Source organism: Nocardioides sp. (genome assembly GCF_016462705.1).
Lineage (GTDB): Bacteria > Actinomycetota > Actinomycetes > Propionibacteriales > Nocardioidaceae > Nocardioides.
This window is the reverse complement of sequence record NZ_JAEMSS010000093.1, coordinates 1-16,492: the sequence shown is the minus strand read 5'-3', so window position 1 is coordinate 16,492 and position 16,492 is coordinate 1. Positions and strand designations below refer to the sequence as shown.

Genomic DNA, 16,492 nt, shown 5'->3' with positions numbered 1-16,492 from the left:
GCGTCGAGGCTCGGCTTGAGCTCCTCGAAGGGCACCTCGACGGTCAGCTTGGCCCTGGTCGGGCTCAAGGTCTCGACGGCGCTCTTCACTTGTTCTCCTCGGATGGACAGCGTTCGGTCGTTAGTCGGGGCGACAGGACTCGAACCTGCGGTCTCCTGCTCCCAAAGCAGGCGCGCTAGCCACTACGCTACGCCCCGCCAAACAAGGCCCTGACATCAGCCAGTGCCCGGCTTGGAGCGGATGACGGGAATCGAACCCGCGTAGCCAGTTTGGAAGACTGGGGCTCTACCATTGAGCTACATCCGCACGCACGGGGGCTCCGCCCCCGTGGACCCCCGGAGGAGTCACGGCGTTGCCGCTCGTGCGGCGCAATCGTGCCACAGCGGCGGCCCCGGAACCCAACCGTCACGCACGCGTGAGCACCAGCACGGCCCGGTCGTCCGACCGTGACCCGAGGCTGTCGACGAGCCGCCGGGCCGAGCCCACGACCCCGCGGCGCAGCACCTGCTCCGCCTCCCCCAGCATCCGGTCGATGCCGAGGTCGATGTCACTGCGCGGGCGCTCCACCATGCCGTCGGTGTAGAGCAGGATCGTGTCGTCGCGCTCCAGGACACCGGCCTCGCGGGTGAACGTCGCCTGGTCGACGACACCGAGGATGGGACCCTCGGTCTGGAGGGCGGTCCACCTCCCCGACCCGGCCCGCCGGACGGCGGCGGGCGGGTGGCCGGCGGACCAGACCTCGAACGCACCGCTGCGCAGGTCGACGGACAGGTGGATCGCGGTCGCGAACCCTTCGTCCCAGTCCTGCCGGAGCAGGTAGTCGTTGGCCGCGGGGAGGAACGCCGCCGGCGGGAGCGCGCCCAGCAGGCCGCCGAAGGCCCCCGCGAGGAGGAGCGCCCGCACGCCCGCCTCCTCGCCCTTCCCCGACACGTCGACCAGCGCGACCTCCAGCCGATGCGGGAGGGGGCGGGTGGCGACCAGGAAGTCGCCGGCGAACGCCGTTCCGCCGGCGGACTCGAGGGCCGTCTCGACGTGCCAGCCACGAGGCAGGGCGTCGAGCCCGGTCTGCCGGCTGATCCGGTCGCGCAGGTCGACGAACATCGACTCACCTGCGGCCAGACCGACCCCGAGCCGGGCGCGGCGCAGGGCGGCGAGCAGCACGATCACGCACATGAGCACCTGGATGACGAACGCCCCCCAGATCCGCGGGGACCGGTCGGGCTGGAGTGCCAGCGACAGGCTGACCAGGACCAGGACCAGGAGCACGAACCGCGGCAGCAGTCGCGGCCCGAGGAGGATGCTGCCGAGCAGCAGGGGCACCATCAGGCTCGTGAACGGCACGTCCTCGGCGTTGATGATCACCCCGACCAGCACGGCCAGGCTGAGCACGACCAGGGCGGCCAGGGTCTGCGACTGCACCGACAGCCCGCGCCGGGCCAGCGACTGGGTCCAGGTCATGGGTGCTCGGGTCCTGTGCGGGTGCAGTTCGGGGGCGCGCTCACTCTAGGCCGTGCCGCGGTAGCGCCGCTGGCACATGGCGCACCAGTACAGGTTGCGCGCCTGCAGCACCTGGGTGCGCACCCGCCGGTGGCAGACGCGGCACGGCTCCCCGGCCCTCCGGTAGACGTAGGAGTGGCCGCGCCGCGGTCCCTCGTGCTCGAGCTCCGCATCGGTCAGGTGCTCGGGGCGGACGGTGTCGATCCGGCCGGTACGCACCCCGTCCTGCATCAGCGCGACGAGGTCGTCCCACATCTCCCGCCACTGACGGGCGCGCAGCGAGCGACCCGGCCGGAACGGGTCGACCCGATGCCGGTAGAGCAGCTCCGCGCGATAGACGTTGCCGATCCCCGCCACCACGCTCTGGTCCATCAGCAGCCCGGCGACGGGTGCCCGGCTGCGCCGGACCCGCTCCCACGCCACACCGGGGTCGGCGTCCGGCCGGAGCGGGTCGGGCCCGAGCCGGGCCAGCACGGCGTCGCGCTCGGCCGCGGTCAGCAGCTCGCAGGCCGTGGCCCCGCGCAGGTCGGCGTACGCCGCCGCGCCGGTCAGTCGCAGTCGCACCTGGCCGACCGGGTCGGGCACCTCGGTGACGTCGCGGTGCACGTCGAACCTCCCGTACAGCCCGAGGTGGACGTGCACGACGTCCAGGGCCGGGCCGTCCCCGAAGACCAGGAACAGGTGCTTGCCGTAGGCCTGCGCCGACTCGAGCACCCGGCCGTCGACCAGCGCGGCGGACTCGGTGAACCGACCCTGCGGGCTGCTCGCCCGCACCGGCTGCCCGGCGAACGCCTCGTCCAGGGCCGTGGCCAGTCGGTGGAGGGTGTGCCCCTCAGGCACTCGCCGCACCAGATGCGGACTCCGGCAGCGGCGGCAGCTCGCGGGTCTGCTCGTACGACGCCATCTGGCCGATCCTGCGCACGTGCCGCTCGTCACCGCTGAACGCGGTCGTGAGGAAGACCTCGACGAACCGGGTCATGTCCGAGAGCGAGTGCATCCGGCCGCCCACGGAGACGACCTGGGCGTCGTTGTGCTCGCGGGCGAGCGACGCGGTCTCCTCCGACCACGCCAGCGCGCAGCGGATCCCGGCGACCTTGTTGGCGGCCATCTGCTCCCCGTTGCCGGAGCCGCCGATCACCACGCCGAAGCTGTCCAGTCCCTCGGCCCGCTCGAGGGCGACCGCCTCGGCGGCGCGCAGGCAGAAGACCGGGTAGTCGTCGAGCGCGTCGAAGACGAACGGACCGTGGTCGACCGGCTCGTAGCCGTGCTCGGTCAGCCACCCGGCGAGGTGCGCCTTCAGGTCGAGGCCGGCGTGGTCGGAGCCCAGGTGCACGCGCATGGCGGCCATCCTTCCAGGCTCACTGGTCGAGGAACCCGACGACCTGCGTCATCAGCGCTCCGGCGGCCGGGAACACCGAGTCGTGCCGCCAGAAGCCGTGCACCTGCCCGAGGTAGCGGGTCGCCGTGACCGCCACGCCCTCCTCGGCGAGCCGCCGCGCGAGCTCCTCGCCCTCGTCGCGCAGCGGGTCGTGCTCCGCGGTGACGACCAGGGTCCGCGGGAGCGTGCCGAGCCGGTCCGAGCGGAGCGGCGCGAGGTCCGGGTGGTCGAGGTCGGCGGGCGTCGCGGCGTACTGCTCCCAGTACCAGCCGGCCTCGCGCGGGTCGAACCCGTCGGCCGCGGTGCGGTAGGAGTCGAAGCCGGCACGCGGCTCGAGGAACGGGTAGATCAGCACGACCCCCGCGAACCGGTCCGGGTGCCGGAGCGCCGCCACCAGCGCGAGGTTGGCGCCGGCGCTGTCGCCGTGGACGTACGCCGGCCCGGCCAGGCCCAGGCCGCCGGCCTCACGGTCGAGCCAGGCGACCACCGTGTCGACGTCGTCCGGGGCGGCGGGGAACCGGTGCTCGGGCGGGCGCCGGTAGTCGACGCTGACGACCGCGCGGCGCGCCCGGTTGGCCAGCCGGCGGCAGCCCGCGTCGTGGACGTCCACGTCGTGGAAGACGAACCCGCCGCCGTGCAGGTGCACGACGGCGCCCGGCTCCGCGCCCTCCGGGCGGTAGAGCCGGACCGGCACCCCGTCGGCGTCGAGGTCGTGCACCTCGCCGACGTCCTCCCGCGGCTCGGCCAGGGCGGCGGCCCGGTTCGCCTCCCGGGCCGCGGCGATGTCGTAGCCCTCGGTCCACACCGGGGTGTCCGCGGCACCGGCCTCGACCGCCGCCCGGGCCTCGGGATAGAGCGCCATCAGGCGGTGCCCCGCGACTCCAGGGCCAGCCGGCCGCTGAGCACGACGAAGCAGGCCGCGAACCCGCGGCGGACCCGCTGGACGACGCGCGGCCGGGCCAGCACCTGGTGGCGCAGCGCCGCCGCGGCGAGCGCGTAGCCGGCGAAGACGACGAAGGTCATCGCGACGAACACGGCGCCGAGGCCGAGCATCCAGGCGAGTGAGCTGTCGCTCCCGGCCGGCACGAACTGCGGCAGGAAGGCGAAGAAGAAGATGGTGAGCTTCGGGTTGAGCAGGTTGACCCCGATGCCCGACACGATCACGGACCGCACGCTGGCCGCGCCGTCGGCGGCGTCGATGCGCAGCGCGCCGGTGTCCCGCCAGGTCGACCAGGCCATCCAGAGCAGGTAGGCGACGCCGGCGTACTTGACGACCTGGAAGGCCACGCCGCTCGCCTGGAGCAGCGCGGCGAGGCCGGTCACGGCGGCCAGGAGGTGCGGGACGGTGGCAATGGTGCAGGCGAACGCCGCCAGCAGCCCGGCCCGGGCACCCCGGCCCAGGGCGGCGGCGAGCGTGAACAGCGCCCCGGTCCCGGGGGTCACGCAGATCACGAGGGCGGTGAGGAAGAACGTCCAGGTCACCTCGCGCAGGCTAATCCTTCGCCGGCCGATGAGCCTGCCGGATTCCGCCGGTCGGTACGGGCATGGTCATCGTCGCTGGACACCTGCTCGTGGACGCGGCCGAGCGGGACGCCTACCTGCGCGGCTGCGTCGCCGTGGTCGACGCCGCCCGCGGAGCCGACGGCTGCCTCGACTTCGCCATCTCCGCCGACCTCGTCGACGCCGGGCGGGTCAACATCCTCGAGCGCTGGGTCTCCCAGGAGGCGGTCGAGGCGTTCCGGGGCGCAGGGGTCCCCGACGAGCAGGGTGCCGCCATCCGTGAGCTGTCGGTCAGCGAGTACGACATCGCGGCGACGCGCGAGTTGTCGTAGCGGGAACCGGCTTCCTCGGTCACAATCCTCCGCGTGACCCGCTCCCGCCTCGCCCGCACCGCACTGCTCCTGGTCCCCGCTCTGGTGTCCGCCGGACTGGCCGCGGCCAGCCCTGCCCCCGCGACCGCGCCGGTCGCGGCGCCGCCCGTCGCGGCTGGGGCCTCGGCTCCCGCCGCCGAGTCCCGCACCTGGGACGCCACCTACTACTCCAGCCCCCCACCGCTGGCGGGGACCGCGGACCGCGCGGACACCCGGTCGGACCGGGCGGCCCCCCAGCCCGCGCCCACCAGCGGGTTCGTCACCGGCCGGGTGATCGGTCCCGGCGGCAAGCCGGTCAAGCAGGCGCTGGTCTACGGCGTCCGCTACTCCGACCTGGGTCTGCCCGTCGACTTCAGCGAGGAGGAGCGGGTCGTCACCAGGACCACGGCGAACGGGTTCTTCCGGCTGCCCCAGCTCACCGAGCGCTACCTGGTCCGGATCTGCGCCGCCGAGGCCGGCGCGGTCGAGTGCAGCACGGACCCGGTCGTGAAGAGCTTCGCGCCGTCGTACGTCGGACCCGGCGGGACGACCGTGAGCTGGCTGCGCCAGACCTCGATGTTCCCGCCCCGCAAGCCGTCCCGGTCGATCGGTGAGGTCACCGTGAAGCCGTCGGCCGTGCTCGCCGGCACGTTCAAGGGCGGCGCGAACCAGATGGTCTACCTCCTGCGCGGCGACGACAGCGTCGCCGACCGGGCGTTCACCGACGAGAAGGGCAAGTACCGCTTCGAGGTCGCCGGCGGCACCTACCGGGTCGAGGTCGACAAGGACCCGGGTCTGCGCAACGACTTCACCGTGCCGGGCTTCCGCTCGGACAAGCTCAAGCTCAAGCCCGGCAAGATCAAGCACCTGTCGTTCCGGACCCGGCACGCCGGCGTCGTCCGCGGCACCGTGACGTCGGGCGGCAGCCCGGTCGCCGACGTGTTCGTGGCGCTCCTGGACGAGAACGAGCGGTTCGCCGCGGGCGTGGTCACCGACGAGGCCGGGCAGTACGCGATCACGTCGCTGAAGCCCGGCAGCTACACGGTGCGGACCTCGGTCGGCTTCTCCGACTACGTGGCCCAGAACAAGCCGGTCACCCTCGAGGAGACGGTGCCGAAGACCGTCGACCTCGCGCTGGACCCCGGTGCCACGGTGAGGTTCACCGTCCCGGCCGGGACCCCGCCCATCGCGGCCGAGCTGCGCAACCAGGCCGGGCGCGTGATGAAGGTCTACCAGGGCGACCCGGCCGAGGAGCCGGGCGGCCAGATCGTCTTCCGCGGCCTGCCCGCCGAGCAGTACAAGCTCTACGTCCGCAAGGCGGCGTTCCCGTTCGCGCCACCGAAGGAGACCGACTTCCCCTGGACCCAGCGCAACCTGGACGTCCTGGCGGGCTCCGACACCAACCTGGGCCCGGTCGCCCTCGACCAGGCCTCGATCGCCCTGACCGGGCGGATCAACAAGGGCTCGCAGCTCAAGATCACGGCCCTCCCGCAGGACCCGTGGCTGCGGGAGTCGCACGAGGTCGGCGACCAGGTCACCCCGATGGCGCTGAACTGGACCGAGGCCGCGACCAAGGGCGGCGCCTACACGGCGTACGGGATGGTGCCCGGCACCTACAGCGTCCTCCAGACGACGTCGTACCGCGACCGGGGGGACAAGGGCACCGCCCACGGCGGCAACATCGCGACCACCCTGCACACGGTGACCGTCGCCGGGGCCACCACGACCGACTTCATCGCCCCCAAGGGCGCCTCGGTCACGGGTCGGATGAAGTACGCCTCCAACGGCCTGCCCGTCATCGCCCCGATCGGGTTCCGCGTCTACGACAGCGGCCCCCAGTCGTGGCTCTTCCCGACCGTGTCGGGGCCGCAGAAGCCCGGCAAGCCGTTCCGGGTCGAGCGGCTGCACAAGGGCGCCGCGGTCGGGCGGCTGCTCGACCTCGACGCGCTCTACGAGGAGCACCCGGACACGCTGATCCCCGACACCCTGGTGTCCTCGGCCCGGCTGGCCGAGGCGGGCACGCCGTACTGGCTGACCGCCAAGGCCAAGCGCTTCACGCTCACGGGCAAGCAGGTGCTCGACCTCGGGGTGATCAAGGTGCTGGTGCGCGGGCTGGACGCCGGCTCGCGCTAGGACGGCGCTCAGACGCCGAGGGAGACGAACGCCGCGGCGGTGGCCGCGGCCACGTCCCCCTCGGCGCCCTGACGCAGTGCGTGCAGGGCGGTGGCCGGGTCGGCGCCACGGTCGAGGTGCGCGTGCAGGTCGACCATCAGCTCCGCCGTGGCTACGTCGTTGACCTCGGCGACGCTGCACACCAGCCCGGCCGAGCCCAGGGCGAAGAGGGCCGACGCCAACCCGAGCAGCTCGTCGGCGCCGACCGGCGCCAGCACACCCGACTCGCAGGCCGACAGCACCACCCGGTGCGGCGCCGCCGTGAGCCGCTCGAGGTCATGGACGGTCAAGGGTCCGTCGGCCATGTCCAGCGCGGAGAAGAGCGGGCTGTCGGCCCGGAACCGGCCGTGCGCCGCGACGTGCGCGAGCCGGGCGCCGTCGAGCGCGGAGAGCGCGGCGTCCACGGTGGCGGCCTCCCCCGTCAGGTGTACGGCGTCCGGATGCCGCCTGGCCAGCACCGGGACCTCGGCGCCACCCGTGCCGAGCCCGGGCCCGGCGAGCAAGGCGACCCCGCCGTCGTGGCGCGGCCGGGCGTCCCGGGCCCGCAGCCACTGGGCGGCACTGGGGACCACCCCGAACGGACGGCCGGCCAGTACCGGCAGCAATGCCCACGGGACGCCGTGCAGGCGCGCGGTCGGCGCCACCACGACCGGCCCCTCCGGCAGCAACCGGGCCGCGTCGCCGAGCAGCACCTGCTCGAGCCGGGTGCCGAGGTCGCCCGGGGCGTAGGGCCGGCCGCGGGCGCTGCGGCGCAGCAGGAACCGCGCTGACTCGGCCAGCGCCAGAGCGTCGGCGCTGGTGCCCGCGACGTACCTGCGCACGCGCCCGCGGTGGACGAGCAGGACATGCAGCACGCCGTCCACGTCCACCAGCTCGACGAGGGTCCCGTCGCCCACGCGGCCCACGAGCTCGTCGACGTCGATGGCCGGCGTCTCGTCGGCCCGGCCCGCCACCTGGTGGTGCTCGGCCCGCACGACGCGCTCGAGCCGGGACCGCTCCTTCTCGAGGTCCTCGGTCGGCTCCCCTTCGACACGTGCCTCCGAAAGCCGGCGAGTCACGTCGCGCAGTGCCACCAGGGACTCGACGACCGGCCGACCGCCCGGGGTGACCGGGGCCTGCGCCAGGGCCGTGCTCCGCCAACGCTCGCTCCACCGCAGCAGCGAGCGGGGTTGGTCGGCGGCGTGCCGCAGCGCGAGTGCCGCGAGCTCGGTGCCGTGCCCGGTGGCCAGCGCCCGCAGCTCGGTGCTCCCGAGCAGACGACGATGGTCGTCCAGGGCGGCCAACCCGCGGCCACAGGCTCGCAGCACGCCGCCGCGGTCACCCGAGAGCTCCCGCTCCAGCCCGTGCGCCAGCCACCCGCTCGCCCGGACCAGGTCAGTGCGCCGGGTGCGGTACGCCGCCGCGCGGGCGAGCAAGGCCGGCCGCCTGTCAGCGTCGGCTATCCGTGAGGCGACGATCAGGGCGACCGGAGCCTCGTCCGCCCGCTCGGCATCCAGCAGGTCCGCGACCCGCACCGCCTCGCCGGCCGTGCGCCGGCCTCCGCGCCCGAGGCGGGCGGAGGCCCGGACCAGGACCAGTCGGGCCCGGGTCTCGTACCACGAATCGTCGTGCTTGCGGAACGCGTCGCGGGCGGCGTAGCCCAGGACGAGCGCCAGCTCGGGCTCTGCCCCGTCGAGCCGCGCCTGGGCACCCCGCATCTGCAGGGTCGCCCGGTCGACCGCGTTCGTGTCGGGGACGGCCAGCTCGGCGTCGACGACCGCGGCTGCCTCCGCCACCAGACCGGCCGCCAGGTAGGCCTGGCACCGCGCCGTCGCCAGGTGGGGGCGGATGTCGCGCAGCTCCTGCCCGAGGACGTCGTACTCGCGCGCGACCTCCGCGTAGACCGCCAGGGCTCGCGGCAGGTCGCCACGCGCGTAGGCGATCTCGCCCAGGTTCTGCCGAGCCAGGAGCGCCTCGACCTCGAGGCCGCTCCGGGCGAAGAGCTCGGCGGCGGCGGTGGTGTGTCGCTCGGCGTCGTCGACCCGCCCCGCCGTCAGCGCCAGGTAGCCGAGGTTGTGCTGGGCCCGCGCTTCTCCGACGGGCTCGTGTACGGCGCGGAAGCCGTCGAGGGCGGCCACCAGGTCCGCTTCCGACTCCCGGTGCCGGCCCACGAGCAACAAGGCGATGCCGCGGCGGAGGAGAGTCATCGGGGTCGGAGCCACCCGGACCGCTCGGTCGAGCTGTCTCAGTCCGCTCCGGGAGCGGCCTGCGATGACCAGGGTCCCGCCGTAGGTCGCGTGGACGTCGGCAAGCCGACCGCTGTCACCGCCTCGCCGCGCCCACACCAGCGCGGCCCGCAGCTCCTCCAATGCCGGCTCGAGCCGCCCTTGGTCTCGTAGCGCGATGCCCAGCGCTTGGTGCGCCGTCGACCGGTCGTGCGGGTCGCTGCTGACCGCGGTCACCTGGCGGGCGCGGGCCTCGGCCGCCCCAGGGTCGCTCAGGGCGAGGGCGAGCAGGTCCTCCACCACACGCACAGCTCCTGTTCAGCCACGTTTGCCATTTACCGAGGCTCGCACCGACGACTACGTTGGCCCTCCGCCCACCCGCCTCTGCATTCTCGCGCTCGGCTCGGAGGAACGTCCATGGTGGAACCAGATGGCACGACCGGCCCCCGGTCAGGTCCCCTCTCCCGTCTCCTGCGGTCGCTCAGGCGGCTCTTCGTCCGCTGGCGGACGGAGTCCCACCCGGAGACGCCGCGGCAGGACCTCGACGAGGCGACGTCGCGGGCCCAGCTGAAGCTCGTGCTCGAGGCGTTCGGCAAGGACGGGGTCGGCGGCCTGCCGGTCGACGACGGTCACGGCAAGGACGAGCGCTACCTCTGCCACCCGCAACGGGTCCTGGTCAGGGCCGAGGACGTCTCCAGGCTCGATGAATTCCTGGACCAGCGAAAGGACGGCTACCGCGATCGCGGCCGGGTGCTCGGAGAGCTGGTGGGCGACCTGGTCACCTACGAGCTCCCCGCCCGCGTCGACTCGGGCGCGGCCGACGTGCACCGGTCCCTGGCCGAGATCGACGAGGCCCTCGGCGAGGGGGTCGTCCGTCCCGACCACATCGTTCACATCGCCGTGCGCGGCACCGGGAAGATGTGCCCCGCCACCGAGCCCGAGATCCCGCTCGGCAGGGGTCCGTCGCCGGCACTGACCAAGAACATGAGCGCAGGCAAGGGAGTCCGCGTCTCGGTCGTCGACACCGGCTGGTACGCCCCGGCCGAGACCAACCCCGAGTCCCCGTGGCTGGCCGGCGGCATCGAGGGTGACCTCGAGACGGTGAACCCGGCCGCGATCCACCCCTACGCGGGACACGGCACCTTCGTGGCGGGCGTGATCCGGTGCCTGGCGCCGGCGACGTACATCGAGGTCGAGGGCGTGCTCACCAAGGCGGGGGCGGTCTACGAGTCCGCGATCACCCGGGAGCTCAACGAGGCACTGACGGACAAGGACGAGCCCGACATCATCTCGATCTCCGCCGGCGCCTACACCCGGCGCGACCTCGGCCTGCTCGGGTTCGAACGGCTCGCGGAGGCGCACGAGCTGCACGAGGGCGAGAGCGCGGTGCTGGTCGTGGCCGCGGCCGGCAACGACTCCAGCGACCGTCCGTTCTGGCCCGCGGCCTACGACTGGGTGCTGTCGGTCGGCGCGCTGGACCCCGACATGACTGTGTCGGACTTCTCGAACTTCGGGGACTGGGTCGACGTGTACGCCCACGGGCGCGACCTGGTCAACGCCTACCCCACCGGTACCTACACCTGCGTCGAGCCGGCCCACGCGGGCGAGGTACGCAGCTTCACCGGCCTGGCACAGTGGAGTGGAACCTCGTTCGCGACGCCGGTCGTGACCGGCTCGATCGCCGCCTACATGAGCGAGCACGGAGTCTCCGCGCGGGCCGCCCGGGACGCGATCGTCGCGGCGGGGGTGCCCTTCACCAGTGCGGTGGCCGGGAGCAGCGTGGCGGTCGGGACGCCGTTCGCCTGAGCCCGTCGACGCGACGGGTCAGATCGCGACCCAGGGGCTGGTGAGCGTCCAGTCCCCCGCCTGGACCACGAACCTGACCGGGCCGGGCGCGACGCCCTCGACCCGGAAGAAGCCCGACGGGTCGACGGGCAGTGGCTGGTCGTCGGCGATCGAGCGCTGCATCAGGACCGAGTCGGTGGCCGCACCGACGACCTGGCCCATGACCGCGTCACCGTCGACCTCGACCTCGAGCGTGAGCGGCCCGCTGGCGAAGGACAGCGTGCGGGCCGCGTCGTCGCCGCGCACGGCGCTGGCTTCGAGCGCCGAGTCGTGCAGGAGCTCGGCCAGCTCGGCGTCGACGGTGCGCCAGGTGAAGGCGGCCCGGGCGGCCTCCCGCTGCCGGTCGGTCACCAGGGCGGCCTCGGCCACCGCCTCGCCCAGCTCGGCGAGCAGCTGGTCGTCGGTCAGGTCATCCCAGGCGGTCATGAGCGGTCCCCCGTGCTGTCTGGTCCGACGCTGCGCAGCGCCTCGGTGTCGCGCAGCTGGGCGAAGGCGCGGGCCCGGGTGGGACCGATGCTGCCGATCGGGATCCCGAGCCGGCGGCTGATCTCCTCGTACGCCAACGGCGGGTCGACGAGCAGCAGGAGCAGCAGCTCACGGCGCCCCTCGGGCAGCTCCGCGAGGGCGTCGCGCAGCGCCTGGCGGCGCTCGGCCGCGAGCAGCTCCGCGTCGGTGAGGTCGTCGGTGACGGTGTCCAGGCCACCGGCCTGCGGGTCGACCACCCGGGTCCGGCCGCGTGCGGCGAGCAGCCGCAGGCACTCGTTGCGGGCGGTGGTGCGGATCCACCCGGGGAGGGCCGCCGGCTCGCGCAGGGCCCCGAGGTGCTCGACCAGGCGCAGCCACACCGTCTGCCCGACGTCGTCCGCGTCGGCGGTCGACAGCCGGTGCTGCCGGGCGATGGCTCCGACCAGCGGCAGGAACCGCTCGACGATCGCGTCCCACGCATCCTGGTCTCCCTCCTGGGCTCGGGAGACGAGGACAGCCAGGGAGCCCGACGTAGACACCCGCCGACCTCCCTCCACCCGCGCCGCGAGCGCGGCGTGGGTGGCATCGTCTCGTAGGTCAGAGCATCGAGCCACCCTCAGTGATACCTGAGGCGTGTCGGAAGAAATCTCGGACCGCCTCGTATCACCGCGACCACCGGCTGCTCCTTCCTATCGAGCCGGCGGGACCTCCCGCCGTACGTCCTCCGGAAGGGACCCGAGATGACCTGGCACGAGACCCACGAGCGCCTCCGGATCCTCCGCGAGGTCGAGGCGACGGCCGCCGCCGACATGAGCGGCCGCCTTCCGTGGCGCGAGTCCTGGTCCGGGTCCTTCGGTGACCGCGCCGGCCTGCTGGTCGCCCTGCGGGAGCGCTGGGACCGGATGTGCGACGTCCAACTCGACGAGCTCACCAGTCCGGAGCGGGTCCGGGAGACCGAACGCCGGCTGCGCCGCACCCACGCGGGGGTGCTCCGCATCCTCGAGTCCCACGGCCTGGTCGGTCTCCCCGAGGGCCGGGGCCCTGCTCCCCCGCTCGAGGCCGCCTGACCAGGCCACCCCCGGAACGTCCCGGCGCTGTGCTTGGGGGGAGCGCCGGGTGGGGCAGCGACCCCGAACGCGCCTCGGCGCCGCCGTCAGCTGCAGGCGGCCGCGCCGAGGTGCCGCCCCGGCATGCGCCGACCCCGAGAACCGCCGCACCGAGAACCAGACGCCTGATCCGAGCATCGGACGGGTGAGACAACGAGGAAGGACCACCCCCATGAGCATGCCCACGTCCACCATCGTCAAGGCCCAGCGTGTGCGGATCATCCGCGAGATCGAGTCGGCCGCGGCCCACGACCTCACCGGCAGGCTCCCCTGGCGGCCGAGCTGGGCGGTCTACTTCGGGGACCGCGCCGGCCTCCTCGACGCCCTGGCCACCCGGCGCCAGTGCCTGGCGTTCATCCGGGTCGAGGACCTGCCACCCAGCATCGGCACCGCGGCTCTGGTCCGGAGGATCCGCAAGAGCGATGCCGGCCTCGAGCGGATCCTGCGGCGCTACGGCCAGCTCGAGGCCGCCTGAAGCCGTCGGACGTGGGTCAGCCGGAGCTGAGGCCCAGGAGGCTCAGAGCCCCTGCAGGATCTCCCGCATCAGCTCGGCGGTCTCCGACGGGGTCTTGCCGACCTTGACGCCGACGGCCTCGAGGGCCTCCTTCTTGGCGATCGCGGTGCCGGACGAGCCGGAGACGATGGCGCCGGCGTGGCCCATGGTCTTGCCCTCCGGGGCGGTGAAGCCGGCGACGTAGCCGACGACGGGCTTGGTCACGTGGTCCTTGATGTACGCCGCCGCCCGCTCCTCGGCGTCCCCGCCGATCTCGCCGATCATGACGATCGCCTTGGTGTCCGGGTCCGCCTCGAACGCCGCGAGGGCGTCGATGTGGGTGGTGCCCACGATCGGGTCACCGCCGATGCCGATCGCCGTGGAGAAGCCGTGGTCCTTGAGCTCGTACATCATCTGGTAGGTCAGCGTGCCGGACTTGGAGACCAGCCCGATCGGGCCCTTGCCGGCGATCGTGTGCGGCGTGATGCCGGCCAGCGACTCCTCGGGCGTGATGATGCCGGGGCAGTTGGGGCCGATCATCCGGGTGCCACCGTGGTTGGTGGGGCCCTGGAGGTAGGACCAGACCTCGGCGGTGTCCTGCACGGGCACGCCCTCGGTGATGACCACGAGCAGGCCGATGCCGGCGTCGATGGCCTCGAGGCAGGCGTCCTTGGTGAACGCCGGGGGCACGAAGACCACCGAGACGTCCGCGCCGGTCTCGGCCATCGCCTCCTTGACGCTGCCGTAGACCGGCAGCTCCTGGCCGCCCAGCTCGACCGTGGTGCCGGCCTTGCGGGCGTTGACGCCGCCCACGATGTTGCTGCCGGCCTCGATCATGAGGGTGGTGTGCTTGGAGCCCATACCGCCCGTCATGCCCTGGACGATGATCTTGGAGTCCTTGTTGAGGTAGATCGACATCTCTTGTTCGTCCCTTTGTCTTCGTCTCAGGCGTTGGCGAGCTCGGCGGCCTTGTCGGCCGCGCCGTCCATCGTGGGCACCTGGGTCACCAGGGGGTGGTCGAGCTCGTCGAGGATCCGACGGCCCTCCTCGACGCTGTTGCCGTCGAGGCGGACGACGATCGGCTTGGTGGCCTCGTCGCCGAGGATCTCCAGCGCCCCCTTGATGCCGTTGGCGACCTCGTCGCAGGCGGTGATGCCGCCGAAGACGTTCACGAAGACGGCCTTGACCTGCTCGTCGTGGATGATCACGTCGAGGCCGTCGGCCATCACCTGGGCGTTGGCGCCGCCGCCGATGTCGAGGAAGTTGGCCGGCTTGACCCCGCCGTGCGCCTCCCCGGCGTACGCCACGACGTCGAGGGTCGACATGACCAGGCCCGCGCCGTTGCCGATGATCCCGACCTGGCCGTCGAGCTTGACGTAGTTGAGGCCCTTGGCCTTGGCCTTGGCCTCGAGCGGGTCGGTCTCGTCCTTGATGACGAACGCCTCGTGGTCCGGGTGCCGCACCTCGGAGGCGTTGTCGTCGAGCGACACCTTGCCGTCGAGCGCCTCGAGCTTGTCGCCGGCCAGCCGCGCGAGCGGGTTGACCTCGACGAGCGTGGCGTCCTCCTCGACGAAGACCGTGTAGAGCGCCTCGATCATCGTCACGGCCTGCTCGAAGACCGGCTCGGGGAACTTGGCCTCGGTCGCGATCTCCCGCGCCTTGGCCGCGTCGACACCGGCGCCGGGGTCGATCGGGATCTTCTTGACCGCGTCGGGGTTGGTCTTGGCGACCTCCTCGATCTCGACCCCGCCCTCGACGGAGGCGATGCAGAGGTACTGGCGGTTGGACCGGTCGAGCAGGAAGGAGAAGTAGTACTCCTCCTCCGGGGGCGTGGCCGGGGTGACCAGCACCCGCTTGACCTCGAGGCCCTTGATCTCCATGCCGAGGATGTTGGACGCGTGCTCGAACGCCTCGTCGGCGGTCTTGGCGATCTTGACCCCGCCGGCTTTGCCACGACCGCCGGCCTTGACCTGGGCCTTGATGACCGTGACCCCGCCGAGCTCCTCGGCCGCGGCCTTCGCGGCCTCGGCGGTCTCGGCGACCACGCCCAGGGTCGTCACCACACCGTGCTTGGCAAAGAGCTCCTTCGCCTGGTACTCCATCAAGTCCACTGCGTCTGCACCTGTTCTCGAGACGGTTCACGCGTCGGTTTCCCGGGGCACCCTAGTCCGGCAGGCGGTGGCCGACGAGACCGCCCGGGGCGACGTGATGCAGGCCACCTGTCCGCGCCGAGGCATAACCGGGGTCCGCGCCGCCTCGTTCCACAACACGCGAGCACCCGATTTCGGACCCCGTTGTCAATCCGTTATCGTCTGGGGCTCCGCCTGCCCGTTCCCGATGCCAACGCAAGAGGTCAATTCGTGGGTCACCACCGAGCAGACGTGCCGACAACGGCGCGCGCCGGCTCAGTGACCCCGGTGACCCCCGGGCGCAGGATGGCTGCCGTTCCGGTCGATTCGCCCAGCAGCACCACGTCTCTCACGGTCGCGGCCATCGAGGCAGAAGCAGCCAGGACGGCGTACGTCGGGAAGCGCAGGGCAGCGGTACCCGCGTCACCCGAGGTGGAAACCCACGAGGCCCACCTCGTCAGTGACGACCACGTCGCCCGCGTGCTCGAGTCGCTCGAACCGGTCGACCAGACGACGGGCTTCGAGCACGAGGAGACCGCCCGGCTGACCATCCGCCGGCCGCAGCCCGAGCCCGACGCCCAGGCCGCACCCCTGGCCGCCGCCGAGGCCGACCCCCAGACGTCGGTCACCACCTACGTCAACGACCGGCCCGTCCAGCCGGGCAAGCGCCGGGCCGTCAAGCACGCCGGGTCGCGCGGCCCGCTGTTCAAGTCGCTGCCCTCGGCCCCGGTCGTGCTCGGCATCGCGGCCCTGGCCGTCTCCGTCGGCGGCGTGCTCACCGTCCCCGACCAGGCGCCGACCAGCTCGGCTCCGCGGGGTCCCGTCTACGCCTCCGCGCTCAGCGGCGACAGCAACGTCGGCAAGGTCGTCGGCGCCCGCGACGACATCACCAGCCGCGACGGCGCGGACCGGGCCAAGGCGGACGCCGCCGGCACGCCCCTGCCGGAGGCGGTGACCGAGCAGTACGCGCAGTACGCCGGCGCGCAGCGAGACCTCGCCAACCAGGCCGAGAGCTACGCCAAGGTCATCGCCAAGAACCTGTGGCAGTACCCCCTCGACAGCGTCGCGCTGACCGCGCGCTTCGGCCAGTACGGCCTGTGGTCGAGCTACCACACCGGTCTCGACTTCAACGGCGACACCGGGGACCCGATCATGGCCGTGGCCAACGGCACCGTCACCGAGACCGGCTACGACGGCGCCTACGGCAACAAGACCGTCGTCACGCTCGAGGACGGCACCGAGATCTGGTACTGCCACCAGACCACCATCGGAGTCAGCGTCGGCGACGTCGTCCGCGGCGGCGAGGTCATCGGCACGGTCGGCGCGACCGGCAACGTGACCGGCTCGCACCTG

The 16,492-nt window shown here is 73.0% G+C and carries 16 protein-coding genes and 2 tRNA genes; 6 read left to right on the top strand and 12 right to left on the bottom strand.

Translation table 11 applies throughout. The features are described from left to right. Positions 1-124: 124 nt before the first annotated feature. The 7 genes from JHD21_RS12830 to JHD21_RS12800 form a co-directional block, all read right to left on the bottom strand. Positions 125-197 (bottom strand) — tRNA-Pro (locus JHD21_RS12830). Positions 198-232: 35 nt separating this feature from the next. After that, a tRNA-Gly gene (locus JHD21_RS12825) sits at positions 233-306 on the bottom strand. A gap of 99 nt (positions 307-405) precedes the next feature. Beyond that, positions 406-1,458: a PP2C family protein-serine/threonine phosphatase gene (locus tag JHD21_RS12820; protein WP_292675798.1), complete on the bottom strand. Its 1,053-nt coding sequence runs from the start codon at positions 1,456-1,458 to the stop codon at positions 406-408. 45 nt (positions 1,459-1,503) lie between these two features. Continuing rightward, complete coding sequence (locus tag JHD21_RS12815; protein ID WP_292675796.1) at positions 1,504-2,337, bottom strand: DNA-formamidopyrimidine glycosylase family protein; 834 nt, start codon at positions 2,335-2,337, stop codon at positions 1,504-1,506. After that, positions 2,330-2,836, bottom strand: a complete 507-nt coding sequence (locus tag JHD21_RS12810; protein ID WP_292675794.1) for a ribose-5-phosphate isomerase — start codon at positions 2,834-2,836, stop codon at positions 2,330-2,332. The genes JHD21_RS12815 and JHD21_RS12810 overlap by 8 nt, the downstream gene beginning before the upstream one ends. A gap of 19 nt (positions 2,837-2,855) precedes the next feature. Beyond that, positions 2,856-3,737, bottom strand: a complete 882-nt coding sequence (locus JHD21_RS12805; protein ID WP_292675791.1) for an alpha/beta hydrolase — start codon at positions 3,735-3,737, stop codon at positions 2,856-2,858. Next, on the bottom strand, positions 3,737-4,357 hold the full coding sequence (locus tag JHD21_RS12800; protein WP_292675788.1) for a LysE family translocator: 621 nt from the start codon (positions 4,355-4,357) through the stop codon (positions 3,737-3,739). The genes JHD21_RS12805 and JHD21_RS12800 overlap by 1 nt, the downstream gene beginning before the upstream one ends. A gap of 62 nt (positions 4,358-4,419) precedes the next feature. On the opposite strand from JHD21_RS12800, the gene JHD21_RS12795 reads away from it, so the two are divergent. Both JHD21_RS12795 and JHD21_RS12790 read left to right on the top strand, forming a co-directional pair. After that, positions 4,420-4,707 (top strand): antibiotic biosynthesis monooxygenase family protein, encoded by a 288-nt coding sequence (locus JHD21_RS12795; RefSeq protein WP_292675786.1) that lies wholly within the window; start codon positions 4,420-4,422, stop codon positions 4,705-4,707. A gap of 33 nt (positions 4,708-4,740) precedes the next feature. Beyond that, positions 4,741-6,858 (top strand): carboxypeptidase regulatory-like domain-containing protein, encoded by a 2,118-nt coding sequence (locus JHD21_RS12790; protein WP_292675784.1) that lies wholly within the window; start codon positions 4,741-4,743, stop codon positions 6,856-6,858. 8 nt (positions 6,859-6,866) lie between these two features. Here the strand turns inward: JHD21_RS12790 and JHD21_RS12785 are convergent, their stop codons facing one another. Further along, positions 6,867-9,401, bottom strand: a complete 2,535-nt coding sequence (locus tag JHD21_RS12785) for a CHAT domain-containing tetratricopeptide repeat protein (RefSeq protein ID WP_292675783.1) — start codon at positions 9,399-9,401, stop codon at positions 6,867-6,869. A gap of 117 nt (positions 9,402-9,518) precedes the next feature. Between JHD21_RS12785 and JHD21_RS12780 the strand changes: the two genes are divergently transcribed. Next, positions 9,519-10,907 (top strand): S8/S53 family peptidase, encoded by a 1,389-nt coding sequence (locus JHD21_RS12780; protein ID WP_292675780.1) that lies wholly within the window; start codon positions 9,519-9,521, stop codon positions 10,905-10,907. A gap of 18 nt (positions 10,908-10,925) precedes the next feature. Here JHD21_RS12780 and JHD21_RS12775 read toward each other — a convergent pair whose 3' ends face one another. After that, a complete protein-coding gene (locus JHD21_RS12775) occupies positions 10,926-11,372 on the bottom strand; it encodes a hypothetical protein (RefSeq protein WP_292675779.1) in 447 nt (148 codons plus the stop codon). Beyond that, positions 11,369-11,950: a sigma-70 family RNA polymerase sigma factor gene (locus JHD21_RS12770; RefSeq protein WP_292675777.1), complete on the bottom strand. Its 582-nt coding sequence runs from the start codon at positions 11,948-11,950 to the stop codon at positions 11,369-11,371. Before JHD21_RS12770 ends, JHD21_RS12775 begins: the two co-directional genes overlap by 4 nt. Positions 11,951-12,151: 201 nt before the next feature. Here JHD21_RS12770 and JHD21_RS12765 point away from each other — a divergent pair, with 201 nt between their 5' ends. Both JHD21_RS12765 and JHD21_RS12760 read left to right on the top strand, forming a co-directional pair. After that, the gene (locus tag JHD21_RS12765; protein WP_292675774.1) at positions 12,152-12,478 is read left to right on the top strand and encodes a hypothetical protein; all 327 of its coding nucleotides are present in this window, start codon (positions 12,152-12,154) and stop codon (positions 12,476-12,478) included. Between the two features lie 211 nt (positions 12,479-12,689). Further along, positions 12,690-12,992, top strand: coding sequence for a hypothetical protein (locus JHD21_RS12760; RefSeq protein ID WP_292675772.1), 303 nt, complete (start codon positions 12,690-12,692; stop codon positions 12,990-12,992). A gap of 42 nt (positions 12,993-13,034) precedes the next feature. On the opposite strand, the gene sucD is transcribed toward JHD21_RS12760, so the two are convergent. Together sucD and sucC are read right to left on the bottom strand one after the other, a co-directional pair. Continuing rightward, entirely contained in the window at positions 13,035-13,928 is an 894-nt protein-coding gene (gene sucD, locus JHD21_RS12755; RefSeq protein WP_292675769.1) for a succinate--CoA ligase subunit alpha, read from the bottom strand. Between the two features lie 26 nt (positions 13,929-13,954). Beyond that, entirely contained in the window at positions 13,955-15,121 is a 1,167-nt protein-coding gene (gene sucC, locus JHD21_RS12750; protein WP_292675766.1) for an ADP-forming succinate--CoA ligase subunit beta, read from the bottom strand. A 450-nt stretch (positions 15,122-15,571) separates the two neighbouring features. Between sucC and JHD21_RS12745 the strand changes: the two genes are divergently transcribed. After that, positions 15,572-16,492 (top strand): M23 family metallopeptidase (locus JHD21_RS12745; protein ID WP_292675763.1); only part of this gene is annotated, 921 nt, incomplete at its 3' end.